General features: G+C 74.3%; 15 protein-coding genes. 7 read left to right on the top strand and 8 right to left on the bottom strand.

The annotated features are described in order from the left end of the window. Window positions 1-97: 97 nt before the first annotated feature. From ABT369_RS52665 to ABT369_RS52655, 3 genes are read right to left on the bottom strand one after another with little or no spacing between them, the layout of a single operon-like run. On the bottom strand, window positions 98-532 hold the full coding sequence (locus ABT369_RS52665) for a GNAT family N-acetyltransferase (RefSeq protein WP_350625347.1): 435 nt from the start codon (window positions 530-532) through the stop codon (window positions 98-100). A 4-nt stretch (window positions 533-536) separates the two neighbouring features. Next, on the bottom strand, window positions 537-941 hold the full coding sequence (locus ABT369_RS52660; protein ID WP_350625345.1) for a VOC family protein: 405 nt from the start codon (window positions 939-941) through the stop codon (window positions 537-539). Between the two features lie 10 nt (window positions 942-951). Then, window positions 952-1791 carry a hypothetical protein gene (locus tag ABT369_RS52655; protein WP_350625343.1) on the bottom strand — a complete coding sequence of 280 codons (840 nt, stop codon included), beginning with the start codon at window positions 1789-1791 and terminating at the stop codon, window positions 952-954. A 263-nt stretch (window positions 1792-2054) separates the two neighbouring features. On the opposite strand from ABT369_RS52655, the gene ABT369_RS52650 reads away from it, so the two are divergent. Beyond that, window positions 2055-2195, top strand: coding sequence for a hypothetical protein (locus tag ABT369_RS52650; RefSeq protein WP_350625341.1), 141 nt, complete (start codon window positions 2055-2057; stop codon window positions 2193-2195). Beyond that, window positions 2192-3331 carry a carboxylate-amine ligase gene (locus ABT369_RS52645; RefSeq protein WP_350625339.1) on the top strand — a complete coding sequence of 380 codons (1140 nt, stop codon included), beginning with the start codon at window positions 2192-2194 and terminating at the stop codon, window positions 3329-3331. Before ABT369_RS52650 ends, ABT369_RS52645 begins: the two co-directional genes overlap by 4 nt. Here the strand turns inward: ABT369_RS52645 and ABT369_RS52640 are convergent. Beyond that, complete coding sequence (locus tag ABT369_RS52640; protein WP_350625337.1) at window positions 3321-4916, bottom strand: MFS transporter; 1596 nt, start codon at window positions 4914-4916, stop codon at window positions 3321-3323. The genes ABT369_RS52645 and ABT369_RS52640 overlap by 11 nt on opposite strands. A gap of 45 nt (window positions 4917-4961) precedes the next feature. Further along, entirely contained in the window at window positions 4962-5648 is a 687-nt protein-coding gene (locus ABT369_RS52635) for an MgtC/SapB family protein (protein ID WP_350625335.1), read from the bottom strand. A gap of 116 nt (window positions 5649-5764) precedes the next feature. On the opposite strand from ABT369_RS52635, the gene ABT369_RS52630 reads away from it, so the two are divergent. Then, a complete protein-coding gene (locus tag ABT369_RS52630) occupies window positions 5765-6328 on the top strand; it encodes a dihydrofolate reductase family protein (RefSeq protein WP_350625333.1) in 564 nt (187 codons plus the stop codon). Between the two features lie 134 nt (window positions 6329-6462). After that, entirely contained in the window at window positions 6463-7491 is a 1029-nt protein-coding gene (locus ABT369_RS52625; RefSeq protein ID WP_350625331.1) for a hypothetical protein, read from the top strand. Here ABT369_RS52625 and ABT369_RS52620 read toward each other — a convergent pair. Beyond that, entirely contained in the window at window positions 7485-9542 is a 2058-nt protein-coding gene (locus ABT369_RS52620) for a WD40 domain-containing protein (RefSeq protein WP_350625329.1), read from the bottom strand. The genes ABT369_RS52625 and ABT369_RS52620 overlap by 7 nt on opposite strands. 91 nt (window positions 9543-9633) lie before the next feature. On the opposite strand from ABT369_RS52620, the gene ABT369_RS52615 reads away from it, so the two are divergent. Beyond that, window positions 9634-10119 carry a DUF3500 domain-containing protein gene (locus ABT369_RS52615; RefSeq protein ID WP_350625327.1) on the top strand — a complete coding sequence of 162 codons (486 nt, stop codon included), beginning with the start codon at window positions 9634-9636 and terminating at the stop codon, window positions 10117-10119. Here ABT369_RS52615 and ABT369_RS52610 read toward each other — a convergent pair. Beyond that, entirely contained in the window at window positions 10092-11372 is a 1281-nt protein-coding gene (locus ABT369_RS52610; RefSeq protein WP_350625325.1) for an MFS transporter, read from the bottom strand. The genes ABT369_RS52615 and ABT369_RS52610 overlap by 28 nt on opposite strands. Before the next feature lie 306 nt (window positions 11373-11678). On the opposite strand from ABT369_RS52610, the gene ABT369_RS52605 reads away from it, so the two are divergent. Next, on the top strand, window positions 11679-12464 hold the full coding sequence (locus tag ABT369_RS52605; RefSeq protein ID WP_350625323.1) for a methyltransferase domain-containing protein: 786 nt from the start codon (window positions 11679-11681) through the stop codon (window positions 12462-12464). Window positions 12465-12834: 370 nt separating this feature from the next. Then, window positions 12835-13533, top strand: coding sequence for a DUF6193 family natural product biosynthesis protein (locus ABT369_RS52600; RefSeq protein ID WP_350625321.1), 699 nt, complete (start codon window positions 12835-12837; stop codon window positions 13531-13533). A 388-nt stretch (window positions 13534-13921) separates the two neighbouring features. Here the strand turns inward: ABT369_RS52600 and ABT369_RS52595 are convergent, their stop codons facing one another. Continuing rightward, the gene (locus ABT369_RS52595; protein ID WP_350625319.1) at window positions 13922-14671 is read right to left on the bottom strand and encodes an alpha/beta fold hydrolase; all 750 of its coding nucleotides are present in this window, start codon (window positions 14669-14671) and stop codon (window positions 13922-13924) included. Between the last annotated feature and the right edge of the window lie 452 nt (window positions 14672-15123).

Below are 15123 nucleotides of genomic sequence, written 5' to 3'. Positions count from 1 at the left end.
GCTGCGTTGCGCCCCCGGTGCGAGGCCGGCGCGATGCGGGGCCAGCCACGGGGCGACGACCTGCCGGACGCCGTCCGGGGTGAGATGCAGGGCTCGCCTACGTGAGGTAGAGGTCGACGTACTCCGCGTCGTCGCCGTCGAGCGTGTAGCGGTCGAACTCGACGAAACCGTGCCGCCGCGCGAACTCCAGGCCGTCGCGGTTGGCGGCGAGGACGACGGTCTCGATGCGCTCCGCCCCCAGCGCGCGGGCGTCGGCGAGCTGCGCGTCGAGGTACTGCGTGCCGAGGCCCTGCCGCCGGTACCGTGGCAGAATCCGGACGATCACCGTCGCCGTCCGGGAATCCGGGCCGGGCGGCCGGATGGTGGCGTTGCCGACCAGCGTCCCGCCGTCGTGGGCGAGGGTCAGGCGGTTGCGCTCCGAGCGCTCCCGGACCTCGTCCAGCGACAGCTGGTGGGCCGGGATGACGAGGTTGTGGACTTCGCGCCACAGCGGGACGGTGTCCGGCCGCACGGGATCGATGCGCAGCGCCATGGCGTCAGGCGAAGTCGGCGGCCGACATGCCTTCGGGGTGGCCGGGCGGCCATTGGACGAGCTCGATGCGGTACCCGTCGGGATCGGTGGCCCACGACGTGAACATCCCCGCTCCCAGGTCCGCCGGCGGCTCGGCCGCGATGCCGCGCGCGGACAGATCGGCGACCGTCGCGGCGAGGTCGTCGACCTGCACGACGAGGTGGTTGACGGCGCTGGTGTCGGTGACCGGCCGCGCCGGGTCGTGGACGAGCTCGAGGCTGACGAACGGGTCGCCCGGCAGTTGCAGCATCGTGAGGCTCCCGAACCCCGTCTCCGGGACGACGCCGACCTGGTCGTAGCCGAGCGCCGTGTAGAAGGCGAGCGAGCGTCCGAGGTCCGTCACCCGCAGGCCGAGGTGCAGCATCCGCATTTGCAGGAGCCTAGCCCCGACCCAACCACGCGACGGTCGCCTTGTCGTCGGGGAGGAACGCGTCGTAGTAGTCGAGCCAGTCCCCGACCCCGAAAGCGGCCCGCGCGGCACCGGTCACCGCGCCCGGGGAGATCTGCGTGCGGCCGCGCAGGCTCCGGGCCTCCTCCGGCGTCGCCTCGCGCAAGACGTTGCCGAAGTGGTCCACGAGGACCGGAGGCGTCGACGAGCCCCAGAACTTGTAGACCGGCCACGGCACGTCGGCCCGGACGGCGCGACGCTCGACGATCGGCCATTCGCCGTCCGCCAGGCAGTCGTCGAACGTGTTGGCCAGCAGCAGGATGTCGGCGCCGGCCACTGCGTCGAGGCCGAGCGCGTCGAAGACCACGACGAGCGCGTAGTCACCGGCGAGCGCGACGAGCTGGCCGTAGACCGAACGCGCGTCGTCGATCGGGATCCGGAACACATCGCCCTCGGCCGCGACGATCCTCGTGCGTCTGCCGGGCTTGGGGCGGGCCGGCGGCGGCCCGACGAGCCCGACGTCGAGGTCGACCTCGCGGCGCACGGAGGCCGGGTCACCGGGCGCGCCGTAGCGCAGGATCGCCCGGGCCGGCCGGTTCGGCAACGCCCGCAGCACCGGCTCGGCCGCGGTGTAGAGCCGGTCCGCGTCGGGGCCGTCGAGGTAGACGGCGACCTCGCCGCCGCCGAACTCGTTGCCCGACAGCTCGCCGGCGTCCAGGCCGGCCAGCGCGGCGGTGAGCCGCTCCTGCAGCTCGTAGACGGCGGCCCGCTCCTCGGCTGCCCCGAACGGGCCGCCCGTCAACGCGTAGCGGACGGTGACAGCGTCGGTCACTGCCGCATCACCTCCGCCGCACATGGTACGGCCATGGGCGAGCGCTCGGCCCGGCGTCGTTTCGACGCGGGCACTGCGTCCGTATGGATGAGACCGCCTCCGTGACGCCCTGCGAGGACGGCCCGCTGCTGCCGGCGTCGCTCGCCTCGACGTGGGGGATGCCGCGCGGGCGACCGGCGAGGGCGGCCGACACCGGCCCGCTGGGTGATCATCTGCCCGCGCAAACTTCGGTTAAGCATGAGATTTCGGGGAAGTCGCAGCTCATGACCTCCACGACCGACCGCGACGCCCTGCCCGCGGACCGGCCGGCCCGGGTCGCCGACATCGGCACCGGCGGCGGGGCGGCCGCCGTCGCGGTCGCCAAGCGACTCCCCGCGACGCGCCCGGCGGGGGCGAGCCGATGACGCTGACCGCCCTGAGCCCGGCCCAGGTCGCCCGGAGCGCGGCCGGGCTCACCCTGACCGTCGGCGTCGAGGAGGAGTTCCTCCTGCTCGACCCGGACTCGTGGCAGAACGCGCCGCTGGCCGCCGCCGCCCGCGACGCCCTGCCGGCCGACCTGCGCGAGCGCAGCCGGGTCGAGTTCCGGCGCAGCATGCTGGAGATGGTGAGCCCGGTCTGCACGCGACTGCGGCAGCTGTACCGCGCGCTGCGGCAGAACCGAGCCGCCGCCGCGGCCGCCGCCGAGTCCGTCGGCGCGCGGCTCGTCGCGGTCGGCGCGACCCCGGTCGGCGAGCCCGACCTTGAGGTCGCCGACACCCCCCGCTACCGCGCGATCGCCCGCCACTACGGCCCCATCGCCCACGACCCGGCCCTGTGCGGCTTCCACGTCCACGTCGGCGTGCCCGACCGTGACCTCGCCATCCAGGTGTGCACCGCGATCCGGCCCTGGCTGCCGGCGCTGCAGGCCCTCACCGCGAACTCCCCGTTCACCGCGGGCGCCGACACCGGCCACGCGAGCTGGCGCGGGATCGCCCTGGAGCGCTGGCCGAGCATCGGCCCGCCGCCGTACCTGGACTCGTCCGCCGACTACGAGCGCGTCGTCGGGGAACTGGTCGCGACCGGCGTGTTGCTCGACGCGTCGATGGTGCTGTGGTGGGCGCGGCCGTCGTCGCGCTACCCGACGGTGGAGATCCGCGTGGCCGACGTCGGCCCGACCGCCGCCGAGACCGTCGTCGTGGCCGGGCTCGCCCGCGCCGTGGTCGCCACCGCCATCGCCGGCATCGCCGCGGACCGGGAGCCCGTGGTGCCACCGGAGCACCTGCTGCGCGCCGCGCACTGGAACGCCGCCCGCGCGGGCCTCGGCGGGACCCTGCTCGACCTGCGCACCCACGCGCCCCGCCCGGCCTGGGACCTGATCGACGACCTCGTGGCGACCGTCGGCGACGCCCTGGACCGCCACGGCGACCGGCCCGACGTCGAGGCGGGCCTGGCCCACCTGCGCGAGCACGGCACCGGCGCCGACCGCCAGCGCCGCGCCGCCGCCGAGCACGGCCTGCCCGGCGCGCTCGCCGCGCTCGCGGAGGAGACGGTCAGCGGCTGACGTCGGCCGGCAGCAGGTGCACCACGGTGGGCGGGCGCTCCGACAGCGCCTGCACCCGCAGGTCGATCTCCTCGTCCGACCCGGTGAGCCGGCCGGTGTGCTGGCGCAGATGCTCGTCCCAGGTCGGCACCACGTAGACCTCGACCATCTCGCCGGCCACCTCCCCGGCGCGGAACAGGCCCCACTGCACGGCGCCGGTGCGCATCCGGGTGCGCCGCAGCGCGTCGGCCGAGGCCAGGAACTCCGGCTCGTTGCCGGGGGCGACGATGTACGTCACCTCGACCACGATCGGCCCGGCAAAGCGCTCCGGCTCGACGGTCAGCTGCGGCTGCGGCCACGGGCGGGCCGGTTCCCGGTTGAGATGCCGCGTCTCGATGAGCGGCCAGAACCGCACGGTCGCCGCGCCCGCCGCGGTGACGGCGGCCGCGGCCAGCAGCGCGGGCACCAGCCCGAAGCGCACGGCGAGCAGCCCCCAGGCGAGCGCGCCCACCGCCTGCCCGCCGAAGAACGCGCCCTGGTAGGCCCCGAGCCCGCGCGCCCGCACCCAGTGCGGCAGGAACAGCTGCAGCCCGGCGTTGATGTTGGACAGCACCGCCATCCACGCGAGCCCGGCGGGCACGAGCGCGAGCACGGCCACCGCCGGCACCCGCACCACGGACACCACGGCCAGCGCGACCGCGTAGACGAGACTGCCGCCCCAGAGCATCGCGTTGTCCGACAGCGCCGCCCGCAGCCGCGGCAGCACCGCCGCCCCGAGCACCGCGCCGGTGCCGAGCGCGGCCAGCAGCAGGCCGTAGCCGCCCGCGCCCATGTGCAGCCGCTGGCTGGCCACCAGCGGCAGCAGGGCCCACAGCGCGACGGCGGGGAGGATGAACAGCTCGACGCGCAAGAGGAACCGGCGCAGGGCGGGGGAATGGCGCACGTACCGGCCGCCGGCGCGCAGGGCGGCGAGGAACGGCTCCGGCAGCGCGTCATCCGGTGTCGGGTGCCGCCGCCACAGGAACAGTACGACGGCGAAGCCCAGGAACGTGGCGGCGTTGATGCCGAACACGGCGGCGACGCCGGTGTGGGCGATGAGGACCCCGGCCACGGCCGGCCCGACGGCCCGGGCCAGGTTCACGCTGATCGAGCCGAGCGCGGCGGCCGAGGGCAGCTGGGCGCGCGGCACCAGCTCCGGAATCATCGCCTGGTACGTCGGGTTGGTCATCGCGGTGCCGCAGCCGAGCGCGAAGGTGAGCGCCAGCAGCAGCGCCGGCGTCATCTGCCCGGCGATCGTCAGCCCGGTGAGCAGCACGCCGACCGCGAGCATGAACAGCTGCACCCAGATCAGCAGCCGGCGGCGGTCCAGCGAGTCGGCGAGCACCCCGGCGGGCAGCGCCAGCAGCACCACCGGCAGCGTGCCCGCGGTCTGCACGAGCGCGACGAGCACGGCCGCGCCCGGCTGGTCGACCAGCAGCCACTGCGCCCCGACCATCTGCATCCAGGTGCCGACCTGGCTGCCGAGCACGGCGAGCCACAGCACGCGGAACACGCCGATGCGCAGCGGGCTCCACGTCGAGGCGGGGACATTCGCGACGGTCGTCACCTCCCGCCGCTACCCGTGACCCGGGCCCGGAAACAACCGCCCGAGCTAGGTGGACAGGTCGTCGGGGGTGATGGCCAGGATGCCGTCGAGCCCGGCCAGGGCGGCGGTCAAGGGGGCCAGGTCCCGGTTGCCGGTCAGCGTCAGCAGGACCGCGACGACCGCGGGCTCCTCGTCACCGCGGGGCTGCTCGACGTGCAGCTCGGCGACCGTGAACCCGCGCTGCGTGCAGGCGGCGAGGGCGTTGCGCAGGACGCCGTGGCCGTCCAGGTAGGTGAGGCGCAGGCGCCAGGGGGCGTACTTCGAGCGCGGCAGGAGCGCCGCCAGCGGTGTGAAGGCGAGCAGGACCAGCAGGTGGCCGGCGGTCACGGCGATGGCCAGGACCCACAGGCCGGCGCCGGCGGCCATGCCGACCGCGGCGGTGAGCCAGATGACGGCGGCGGTGGTGAGACCCCGCACGGCGTCGCGGCGGACGAAGATGAGGCCGCCGCCGATGAAGCCGATGCCGGACACGATCTGGGCGGCGATGCGGGACGGGTCGAGGACCACGTGACCGCCGACGACGTCCGCGAAGCCGTACTTCGAGACCTGCATGATGAGGGCCGCGGCGAACCCGACGAGGGTGTGGGTGCGCAGCCCGGCGCTCTTCTGGCGGATCTCCCGCTCGAGGCCGACGATCGCCGACAGCAGGAGCGCGAGCCCGAGCTCGCCGAGTTGCATCCACCCCTGCGCCATCGAACAACCCTAGCCCCGGGGCGGGTGGCGCGCCGGAAACGGAGCAACCGTCCGGCACCTGAAGGAAGCCGTGCGGGAACCGATGAGTTCGCACGGCGCGGCTCGTCTCGACGGGCATGAGTGACGACACCGAGCGGCAGACGGCCGCGGGCAAGGTTCTCTGGCACTTCACGATGTCCCTCGACGGGTTCGTGGCCGGGCCGGACCACGACATGTCCTGGATGAGCGGCGACATGTCCTTCCGGCCGGGGCTGGTCGAGGAGTACGTCGAGACCACCGGCGCCGTGCTGGGCGGCCGGAGCGGGTGGGACGCGACCATCGACGAGGTGCGGCCGTACGGCGGCGCCTGGAAGGGCGCCCTGTTCGTGCTCACCCACCACCCCGAGGACGCGCGGCCCGCCGCCGACGTCACGTTCCTCAGCTGCGACGTCGCCGAGGCGGTGCGCATCGGGCTGGAGGCGGCCGGCGGCAAGAACCTGGAGGTCTTCTCCCCGACGATCGGGCGGCAGCTGCTCGAGCGCGGGCTCATCGACGAGATCGACATCCACATCGCGCCGGTGCTGCTCGGGCAGGGCATCCGGCTCTTCGACAATCCCGGCGGCCGGCCCGTGCGGCTGTCCGGAGTCGACGGGTCACGCACTGTCGTCAACGTCCGGTACCGCCCCGAGCGCCCGAGCTGATGCCCCCGTGGTGCGGGGCCTGTCCGACACCCGGGCGGGGCATTGCGGCCACGCGATTGATTGACACCACGCTCCGTGATGGCGACTCTGGGCGGACCAAGCCGTCCGTCACGTGCGCGAGGAGTCACCACAGGATGCCGTACCGTCACCGCCTGTGGATCGCCGCCGTGCTGACCCTCGCCGTGGCGGTCGCGGCCGGTCTGGGCTGGGCCACCCCGAGGGTCGCGGCCGAGATCCCCGCGGCCGCCGCGCTCGTCAACGGCGTCGCGGTCGTCGACGAGGCGACCGGCCGCCCGGTGCTCGGCCTGAGCCCGCTCACCGACGGCACCGTGATCGACCTGACCCGGCTGGCCGGCCACCGCCTCGCGCTGCGCGCGGACGACCACGCGGACGTCGCGGTGCCGACCGCGCCGGGTGAGTACACCGTGACGGACGACGGGGAGGCGATCCACTACTCGGTCACCACCGCGCCGGCCGCCCGCGCCCCGATCAGTGTGCTGTTCGTGGGCAACAGCCTGCTGGGCAGCTACACGAAGGCCACCGGCGAGAACACGCCCGCCCTGGTGCGCCGGCTCGCGGCCGCCGCCGGCCGGCCGATCGACGTCACCGAGGTCCTGCACTCCGGTTACACGCTGCGACAGACCTGGAACGACGGGCTGGTCGCGAGCGCGATCGGCGCAACGCAACGCTACGACTACGTTGTGCTGCAGGAGTACAGCACGCTGGTCGCCACGGACCCGGGGGCGGCGACGGACACGCTGCTGCACACGTACGCCCCGGCGCTGCGGCGCGTGCTGAAGCCCGGCGGCCGCGTGGTCCTGTTCAAGAACTGGGCGCTGGCCGACCCGGCCCCGTTCCCGTCCCGCGCCGCGGCGAAGGCCGCGATCGACGAGCACTACGCCGGCCTCTCCGCCGCGCTGGACCTGCCGAACCTGCTCGCCCCGATCGGCGACGAGTTCGAGACCGTCATCGCCGAGCGGGGCGCGTCCTACCTGATCGTCCCGGACGGCAAGCACCCGACCGACGCCGCGCGGTACCTGGACGCGGTGACGATCTTCGGCATCGTGTTCCAGGAGTCGCCCCGGGACCTGGCCGACCTGTACCTGCCGGCCGCGGAGGCGGCGCCGCTGCGCTCGGTGGCCGCCGCCGCGATCGGCTACTGAGACCGCCTCGTCCGCTGGGCGGGGTGGAAGGCGAACACGTAGGACTCGCCGCCGCCGGTCGCGCTCAGGGCGGTACCGTCGCCGGACCAACGGCAGCCGTTGAGCAGCCGGGCGTCGACCCGCGCCGACGCGCTCAGCTCGCCGGTGCGCACCTCCCACACGTGCAGGACGCCGCCGTGCCCGCCCGCCGCGATCCACTCGCCGTCCGGCGCGATCGCCACGGCGGCCGGCCAGTCGGTCAGCCCGAACAGCACCGTGCGCGGCTTGCCGGTGCGGGCGTCCCAGGTCCGCACGGTGCGGTCCCAGCCCGCGGTGGCCAGCCACGTCCCGTCGGGCGCCAGGGCGACGGCGGCCACGGCGTGCGCGTGGGCCCGGATGACCCGCCGGTTGCGGCCGGTAGCGACGTCGACGATCCGCAGCCGCCCGTCGGAACAGGCCAGCGCGAGCCATCGGCCGTCGGCGCCGAAGGCGAGGCCGTGCACCTGCTTGCAGTTGATGCGCACCTGGCACAGCACCTTGCCGGTCGCGACGTGCCAGACGACCACGACGGCATCGGCGATCGCGGCGAGCAGGCGCCCGTCCCGCGACACCGCCCGGGGCCGGGACGCGCGGCCCTCCGCGTCCGGCATCGTGCGCGGCGGGTCCCCGCCCGTGTCCCAGATCCGCACGGCGCCGTTCTCGCTGCCGGCGTACCAGGACCCGTCGGGCGCCGCGACCAGGGCCCGCACCGGCTCCGCCGCCTCCAGCGTGTGCACGGACTTGCCGGTGTCGACGTCGCGGACCTGCGTGCCCACCCAGACCCGGTCGGCCCCCGCGACCAGGCCCGCGATCCGCTCGGGCGCCTCGTCGCCGCCGGCCTCGGCGAGCAGGTCGGCCACGGCCCAGATCCGCACCGCCGGGTCCTGCACGGCGACCACGGCGAGCCAGTCGCCGGCGGGCCCGATGCGCACGCGGCTGAGCCCGAACCCGGGCACGCGCACCACCGCCCGGCAGCGGCCCGTGCGGCTGTCCCAGAGCCGCAGCGTCCGGTCGTGCGAGGTGCTGGCAAGCCAGCTGCCGTCGGGGGCGACCGCGACGTCGCTGACGGCGCCGGTGTGGCCGTGCAGCACCGCGCGCGGCTCGGCTCCGCCGACGTTCCACATCACGACCGTTCCCTCGCTCGTACCGGCGGCCAGCCACCCGCCGCCGGGCGCGACCGCGATGCGGCTCACGGTCGCGGCGGGCCCGCGCAGCAGCGCACGCGTGGCCCCGGAGCCGGTGTCGCGCAGCTCGACGCGCAGCCCGTTGTCGCGGTACGCCGCGGCGATCCAGCTCCCGTCGGGGGCGATCGCGGCGGCGTTGAGCGGCCACGGGTACCGCTGCGGCGCCAGCTCCCGGCCGGCCTGCAGGTCCCAGCGGTACACGCCGTCCCAGCGCGCGGCGGCGAGCCAGTCCCCGCCGGGCGCGACGGCCATCGACTGCGGCCAGTGGAACACCTCGGGCAGCTCGCCGCGGACCCGCCCGGAGTCCACGTCGACGAGCCGCACGACGCGGTCCTCGCCGACCCCGGCGAGCCACGTCCCGTCGGGCGCGACGGCGAGGCGGCTCAGGCCGGTCGGAGCGGCGGGCAGGGGCCGCCGGAGCCCGGTGGCGACGTCCCACACCTCCAGCGGCCGCCGGTTCCCGCCGACGGCGAGCCACGACCCGTCCGGCGCGAGCGCGACTCCGGTGATGGGCCCACCGGAGGCGATGACCCGGCGCGGGGCGGGCGACTCGGGCCGCCGGACCGTCTGGACGAGCCGGGCGCCGCCGCGCTCGTGCGCCGCGGCGAAGTCGTCGGCCGCCTCCCGCAGCTCCGGTACGGCCCGAGCCTGCCCGATCAGCGTGTCGGTGACCGAGTGCGCCGGCTCGAGCGGCTGCAGCAGGTGCGCGTGGCGGGCGAGCACCCCGCGCAGCGCCGCCGCCTCGGCCCAGTCGGAGCCCGCGAGCGCGGCCTCCGCGGCCGCCGGCCCGTCGCGCCGCACCAGCCCGTCGATCCACGCGAAGTCCACCCTGCGTTGACGGCGTTCCATGACGTTCCAGACGATCAAGGCCCGCGCGTGGTTGCCTGCTCAGGACCGTCGCGCAGGACACGGCGGCGATGCGGGGCTAAAGTGGCGATTTGTGCGTGGTTCGTTGCTCGTGCTCGGCCTGACCCTGGCGGTCGCGGCCGCCTGCGCCCCGGCGGGTGGCACCGGGGCGGACGCGCCGACCCCGACTCCGGCCGCGAACGTGAGCGCCTGCGCCGCGCCGATGCCGGGCACCAGCGTGGCGCCCGAGGACGTGCTCGACGCCACGAAGGCCCTGATGGGCACCCTCGACGAGGACCAGCGGCCGGCGCTGGCCAGCCCGGGGCTGTCGCTGGACTCGCTCAGCGCCGTGCAGCGCGCCGCCGTATTGGGCGTGCTCAAGGCGGGGCTGAGCGACCGCGACTACCGGCAGCTGGCCGGCGCCGGCATCGACGGGTATCGCATCCGCGTCCTCGGCACCCCCACCGCCGGCGGTGCCTGGACGGTGCAGGTCGGCGGCGTCGGCAGCGTGCTCGACTTCACGGTCAGCAACGGTGTCGTCACCACGTCGTGTTACGGCGCGGCCGGCTGGAGCTCCTGATCGGCCCGCGCCGCCTGGGCGTGTGGTGACGTCCGCTCGTCGTATCGGGTGAAACCGGGCATGAAGACCGTGCACAGGGCGACGGCGCCGGTGCAGAGCAGCCCGCCGGCCGCGATCGCGCCCCGCAGCCCGACCGCGCCCGCCATGAGCCCGGCGCGCATCTGACCGGCGGTCGGGCCGATCGAGTACGACAGCAGCTCGATCCCGGCCAGCCGCCCGCGCAGGTGGTCGGGGATGGTCTGGTTCCAGATCGTCGAGCGGAACAGCCCGCTGACCATGTCCGCCCCGCCCGCCACGATGAGCAGCGCGATCGCGATCCCGATGTTCGAGGCGAGCCCGAAACCGGCGACGGCCAGCCCCCACACCGCGGCCGCGATGAGCACCATGAGCCCGTGCCGGTGCACCCGCGAGGCCCACCCGCTCGTGAGCGAGACCAGCATCGCGCCGATGGGGATGCAGGCGTACAGCAACCCGAGCGCCCAGCGCGCGTGGAGCTCGTCGGCGATGAACGGGTACAGCGCGACCGGCATCGCCAGGAACATCGCCGCGATGTCGACGAAGTAGGTGCCCAGCAGCTCCGGGCGGGACCACGCGTACCGCGCCCCGCGCGCGATCCCGCGCAGGCTGGGGCGCTCGGCCTGGGCCGAGGGCGGCACCGGGCGCAGCGCCCACAGCAGCCCGATCGAGAGCAGGAACGTGAGCACGTCCACGGCGTAGGCCAGCCGGACGCCGGCCAGCGCGACCAGCACCCCGCCGACCGCCGGCCCGGCCACGGCGCCGATCTGCCAGCGCACGCTGGAGATCGCGTTCGCCGCGGTCTGCTCGTCGCGGGGCACCAGCCGCGGCGTCATCGCGTCGAGCGAGGGCCGCTGGAGCCCGTCGAGCGCGGCGACGGAGCCGGCGACGACGTACAACGGCCACACCGCCGGGCGCGGCATCATCGCGTTGACCAGCAGCCCCGCGGTGCACAGGGCCATCGCGAACTCGCAGATCAGCACCACTTTGCGCCGATCGGCCGCGTCGGCGATCGCCCCGCCCCAGAGACCGCTGAGCACCATCGGCACCAGCTCCACGATGCCGACCGCCCCGACCGCGACGTACGAGCCGGTCAGCTGCTTGAGCTGGAACGGCACCGCCACGATGGTGATGAAGCTGCCGAACATCGTGATCGCCCCGCTGGCCATGAGCAGCCGGAAGTCGCGGCGCCGCAGAGGCCGGAGGTCCATGCGCAGATGCCGAAGCCGTTTCAACACGGCGGGCAGCGTAACGACCGTCCGCCGCTTCGGCACCTGGTTTACCCTTTCGTGCCCGACGACCGCTGTCGTGGCGTGTGTCAGGGCCGCGCCTTGTCGGCGTGGTGCCGCTCGGTCGCCTCGTCAGCGTGGTGCCGCTGGGCCACGTCGTCTTTAGTGTGCTGTCGCTGGGCCACGTCTTTAGTGTGCTGTCGCTGGGTCGCGTCTTCAGCGTGCTGTCGCTGGGTCGCGTCTTCAGTGTGGTGTCGCTGGGTCGCGGCGGGCCTCGGGGCGCCTGTGTCCGCTGCCGGGCATAGGCTTTTCGGCATGGCTGACCCTGCGGCGAAGTGGACCGGCCGCGCGACGGCGTTCGCGGACAGCTACGCACACCTGTGCGCGCACACCGCCGGCCCCCTGCTCGAGGCCGCGGGCGCGGCTCCAGGCCGGACGCTGCTGGACGCGGGCACCGGCAGCGGCACGGTAGCCGCCCTGGCGATCGCCCGAGGCGCGAAGGTCACCGCGGCCGACGCCGAGCCGAGCATGGTAGCGCTGGCCACCGAGTCCGTACCCGAGGCGGACGTGCGCCTCGGCCGCCTGCCCGACCTGCCGTTCTCCGACGCCACCTTCGACGCCGTGGTCGCCAATTTCGTCGTCAACCACGTCCCCGACCCGGCCGCCGCCGTCGCCGACCTGGCCCGGGTCACCAAACCGGGCGGCCGCGTGGCGATCACCGTCTGGCCCCGCCCGGCCCCGCCCCTGCAGCAGCTGTGGAACGACGTCCTGGCCGCACTCGACATCGAGCCCGCCCCGTCGATCGTCCCCGAGCCCCTGAACTTCCCCCGCACTCCCGCCGGCGTCGCGGCCCTGCTGTCGAAGGCAGGCCTGCGCAAGATGTCCAGCGAAACCATCGAGTGGAGCCACCACACCGACCTGGAGTCGTGGTGGATCGGCCCCGCCAACGGCATGGGCGCCCTGGGCGAGGCCCTGGCCGGCCGCGACGAGCAGACCCGGACGAGGGCCCGCCACGAGTACGAGCGGCTGGCGGCCCCCTTCCTGAACAACGGCGACCTGATCCTGCCGACCGCCGCGCTGCTGGCCTGGGGCGAGCGGTAGCCCGGCCCAACGCCAACGTCTCGAAGCGGCCGCACGGTACCCGCCGCCAGCTGCGACCGCGGCAAGAGCGAATGCCATCCGGACCTCGTGCCCGCGCGCGGCCTTGCGGATCGGTCGCCTGAACGAGATCCGGACGCCGTGGCGGGGGAGCGGACTCTACTGAACCGCACGTCGGTCACGACCTGTTGGATATTGCGATGGTCTCGGCTTAGCACTCTGACGCGCGGCCGTGCTCTGTCGCGAGCGGGCCGTTGCGATGGTCGGCTGTCGCGATGGTCTCGCGCCCAGGGCGTCGACGCGTTGGCGTGATCTGTCGCGGCTCGGGGCGGTGCGATGGTTGTGCGTGTCCGGCGCCGGATACGGTCGCGGCATGAGCGAGTTCTATCCGGACGTCGTGGCCGCGGGCGGTCTCGCGGAGCTGCTGCGTGAGCACGGCCTGGACGCCGTCGCGGACGAGCGCAACCCGCTGCACCGCGCGACGGTCGTGACGCCTGTCGGGCATCGCAACGGCCTCGAGGTCAGCGCCTTCCAGCACGAGCGCAAGTTCTCCGTCGTCGGCGGGGAGGCACACCAGCACCTGCCGCTCGTCTCCGGCTACACCCACGACCTGCGCGAGGTAGCCGTGGTCGCCGAGGCCTGGCGCGATGGTCTACCGCTGTCCGGCATCTGCGAGCGCGCCCCCTTCATGGAGCCCACCGGCCGTTTCGAGGTGCCGGACGGCGACCCGGTGGCCCTGGCCGAGTCCGAGTGGCAGGCGGTGCGCACCGAGATGGCCGGCGCCGGCCTGCCCCGCCTCCGCCTGATCACCGAGGCGGCCTACGCGGCACCCGCACTGCGGCGCCTGTACCCATACACCAGTCACTGGGTCCTGAAGTTCTCATCCACCACCCGCCCTTTCCTGCGCGACGTGGGCCTGAGCCTGTGGGCCGAGGCCGAGGACGCCTTCGTGGTCCGTTCCCGCTACCTGGGCGACGTGATCGGCGAGAGCACGACCGCGGAGGACGCCGTGGCGATCGCCGTCCGCCAGCTCCCGCCCGACCTGGGCCTGGTCACCGCCGGCACCGAGTAGACCGGCCCTCGCCCACCCAGCCCACGGACTCGCCCACGATCGACGGCTCCGACCACCGCGCCCCGGCACCGCGGTGTGCGCGGTGCTCGCCGGAGCCGCGGGCCGACGTCGGCGTGCGGCGGCATCGTGGTGCGCGCCGGGCGTCCGGACCGCGAGCAGGTAGGCATGCTGGTCAGGTCGTCATCCCGCCGCCCGGCAGTCCTGTCGGTGTGCGTCGGTGCGCCTCGGCGCGGTGGTGTGCGTGGTGCCAGTCGGTTACGCGGGGCGGTGTGCATGGTGCTGGGCGGCCACGCGTGGTGGTGTGCGTTCTTGCTGGGCGGCCACGCGCGGTGGTGTGCGTTCTTGCCGGGCGGGCGCGCGTGGTGGTGGAGCGGTGGCCGGGTGGAGTTCACCTGAGGAACTCGTGCACCATCGGGGCGATCCAGTCGGCGCGCTGCGGCACCGTCGTGTGGGTCGTGCCGGGCAGGATCGCCAGGCGGCAGGTGGGCAGGCCGGTCAGGTCGCCCGCGACGCCGCCGCCGAGCAGGCGAAACAGCTCCACCGCGTGCTCGGGCTGGATGATGTCCGAGTCGGCGAGGACGACCATCGTCGGGGCTGCCAGCGCGCGGATCTGCTCCGGTGTCCACTGCGGCAGGTCGGCGTCGAGGACCTTCATCTTCGTCACCAGGTTGGCCCAGCCGGCCGGCTCCGGAGCGGTGTGCACGTATTCCTCGTGGAACTCCGACCCGTGCAGGTGCTCCGGCTGCAGGTCCGCGATGCCGTCGAGCAGCCCCGGGTGTATCCCGCCGTTGTGGAAGCTCATGGACGCCAGCACCAGCCGGCCGACGCGATCGGGGTGGTCGGTCCCGAGGCGCAGGGCTACGGCGCCGCCCATGCTCCAGCCGAGCACGTCGGCCCGCTCCACCCCGAGGCGGTCGAGCAGTTCGACGATGTCGGCGGCGAAGTGCTCGACGGTCAGCGGCCGATCGATGTCGGGGGTGCGGCCGTGGGCCTGCAGCTCGACCGCGATCACGCGGCGGGACTTGGCCAGCAGCGGCAGCAGCGAGCCGAACGAGGTGCCGATGCCGGAGAGCGCGCCGTGCACGAGCACGAGCGGGCGGGTGTCGAGGGGGCCGTGGTCTTCGAAGTACATCTCCATGCCCACACCATCGCCGAGCGCGCTTACGGTCTCCTTCACATCCGCTTTCGGCAGGGTCCGGTTGAGGCCGCCTCTAGCCAGCGGGGAGCGGCTGCCGGCATGCGCGTGGCCGGGATGCTGGGAGGACGTCGAGTCGCGGGCCGATCGCACGGTCACACGTGAGCGGCGAATCGTCCGCCGGTCGGCGCACGGCTACGGAGCGCAAGTCGCGTCGCGGCAGTCGTCCTGCCAAAGCCCAGACGATCATCAAGCCGTGTGACCAGGGAGTATCCGTGCCTGTAGAACGGCCGACAGACACGATTTGGATGTCGGGCGAGGAGCGGGTAACGTACGTCCTCGGCAGGGACACGGACGAAGACCGCGGGTCACGAAAGTGAGCCGCAGCGGACGTTCTGCCGACAGCCTACGACACTCGGCCGGGTATCCGGAAGAGTTGTTGTGCGCTCGTGGAA

The sequence above is a fragment of the Dactylosporangium sp. NPDC000244 genome (assembly GCF_040300725.1).
Classification (GTDB): Bacteria; Actinomycetota; Actinomycetes; order Mycobacteriales; family Micromonosporaceae; genus Dactylosporangium.
Note: the sequence above shows the minus strand (reverse complement) of the source record. Positions and strands in the feature narration are given on the sequence as shown.

Bases quoted from the DNA above. Each gene is read 5' to 3' on its own strand.
- ABT369_RS52660 (WP_350625345.1), bottom strand. From the start codon at position 941: ATGCGGATGCTGCACCTCGGCCTGCGGGTGACGGACCTCGGACGCTCG.
- ABT369_RS52650 (WP_350625341.1), top strand. From the start codon at position 2,055: ATGACCTCCACGACCGACCGCGACGCCCTGCCCGCGGACCGGCCGGCC.
- ABT369_RS52620 (WP_350625329.1), bottom strand. From the start codon at position 9,542: ATGGAACGCCGTCAACGCAGGGTGGACTTCGCGTGGATCGACGGGCTG.
- ABT369_RS52645 (WP_350625339.1), top strand. From the start codon at position 2,192: ATGACGCTGACCGCCCTGAGCCCGGCCCAGGTCGCCCGGAGCGCGGCC.
- ABT369_RS52625 (WP_350625331.1), top strand. From the start codon at position 6,463: ATGCCGTACCGTCACCGCCTGTGGATCGCCGCCGTGCTGACCCTCGCC.
- ABT369_RS52595 (WP_350625319.1), bottom strand. From the start codon at position 14,671: ATGGAGATGTACTTCGAAGACCACGGCCCCCTCGACACCCGCCCGCTC.
- ABT369_RS52665 (WP_350625347.1), bottom strand. From the start codon at position 532: ATGGCGCTGCGCATCGATCCCGTGCGGCCGGACACCGTCCCGCTGTGG.
- ABT369_RS52605 (WP_350625323.1), top strand. From the start codon at position 11,679: ATGGCTGACCCTGCGGCGAAGTGGACCGGCCGCGCGACGGCGTTCGCG.
- ABT369_RS52635 (WP_350625335.1), bottom strand. From the start codon at position 5,648: ATGGCGCAGGGGTGGATGCAACTCGGCGAGCTCGGGCTCGCGCTCCTG.
- ABT369_RS52630 (WP_350625333.1), top strand. From the start codon at position 5,765: ATGAGTGACGACACCGAGCGGCAGACGGCCGCGGGCAAGGTTCTCTGG.
- ABT369_RS52600 (WP_350625321.1), top strand. From the start codon at position 12,835: ATGAGCGAGTTCTATCCGGACGTCGTGGCCGCGGGCGGTCTCGCGGAG.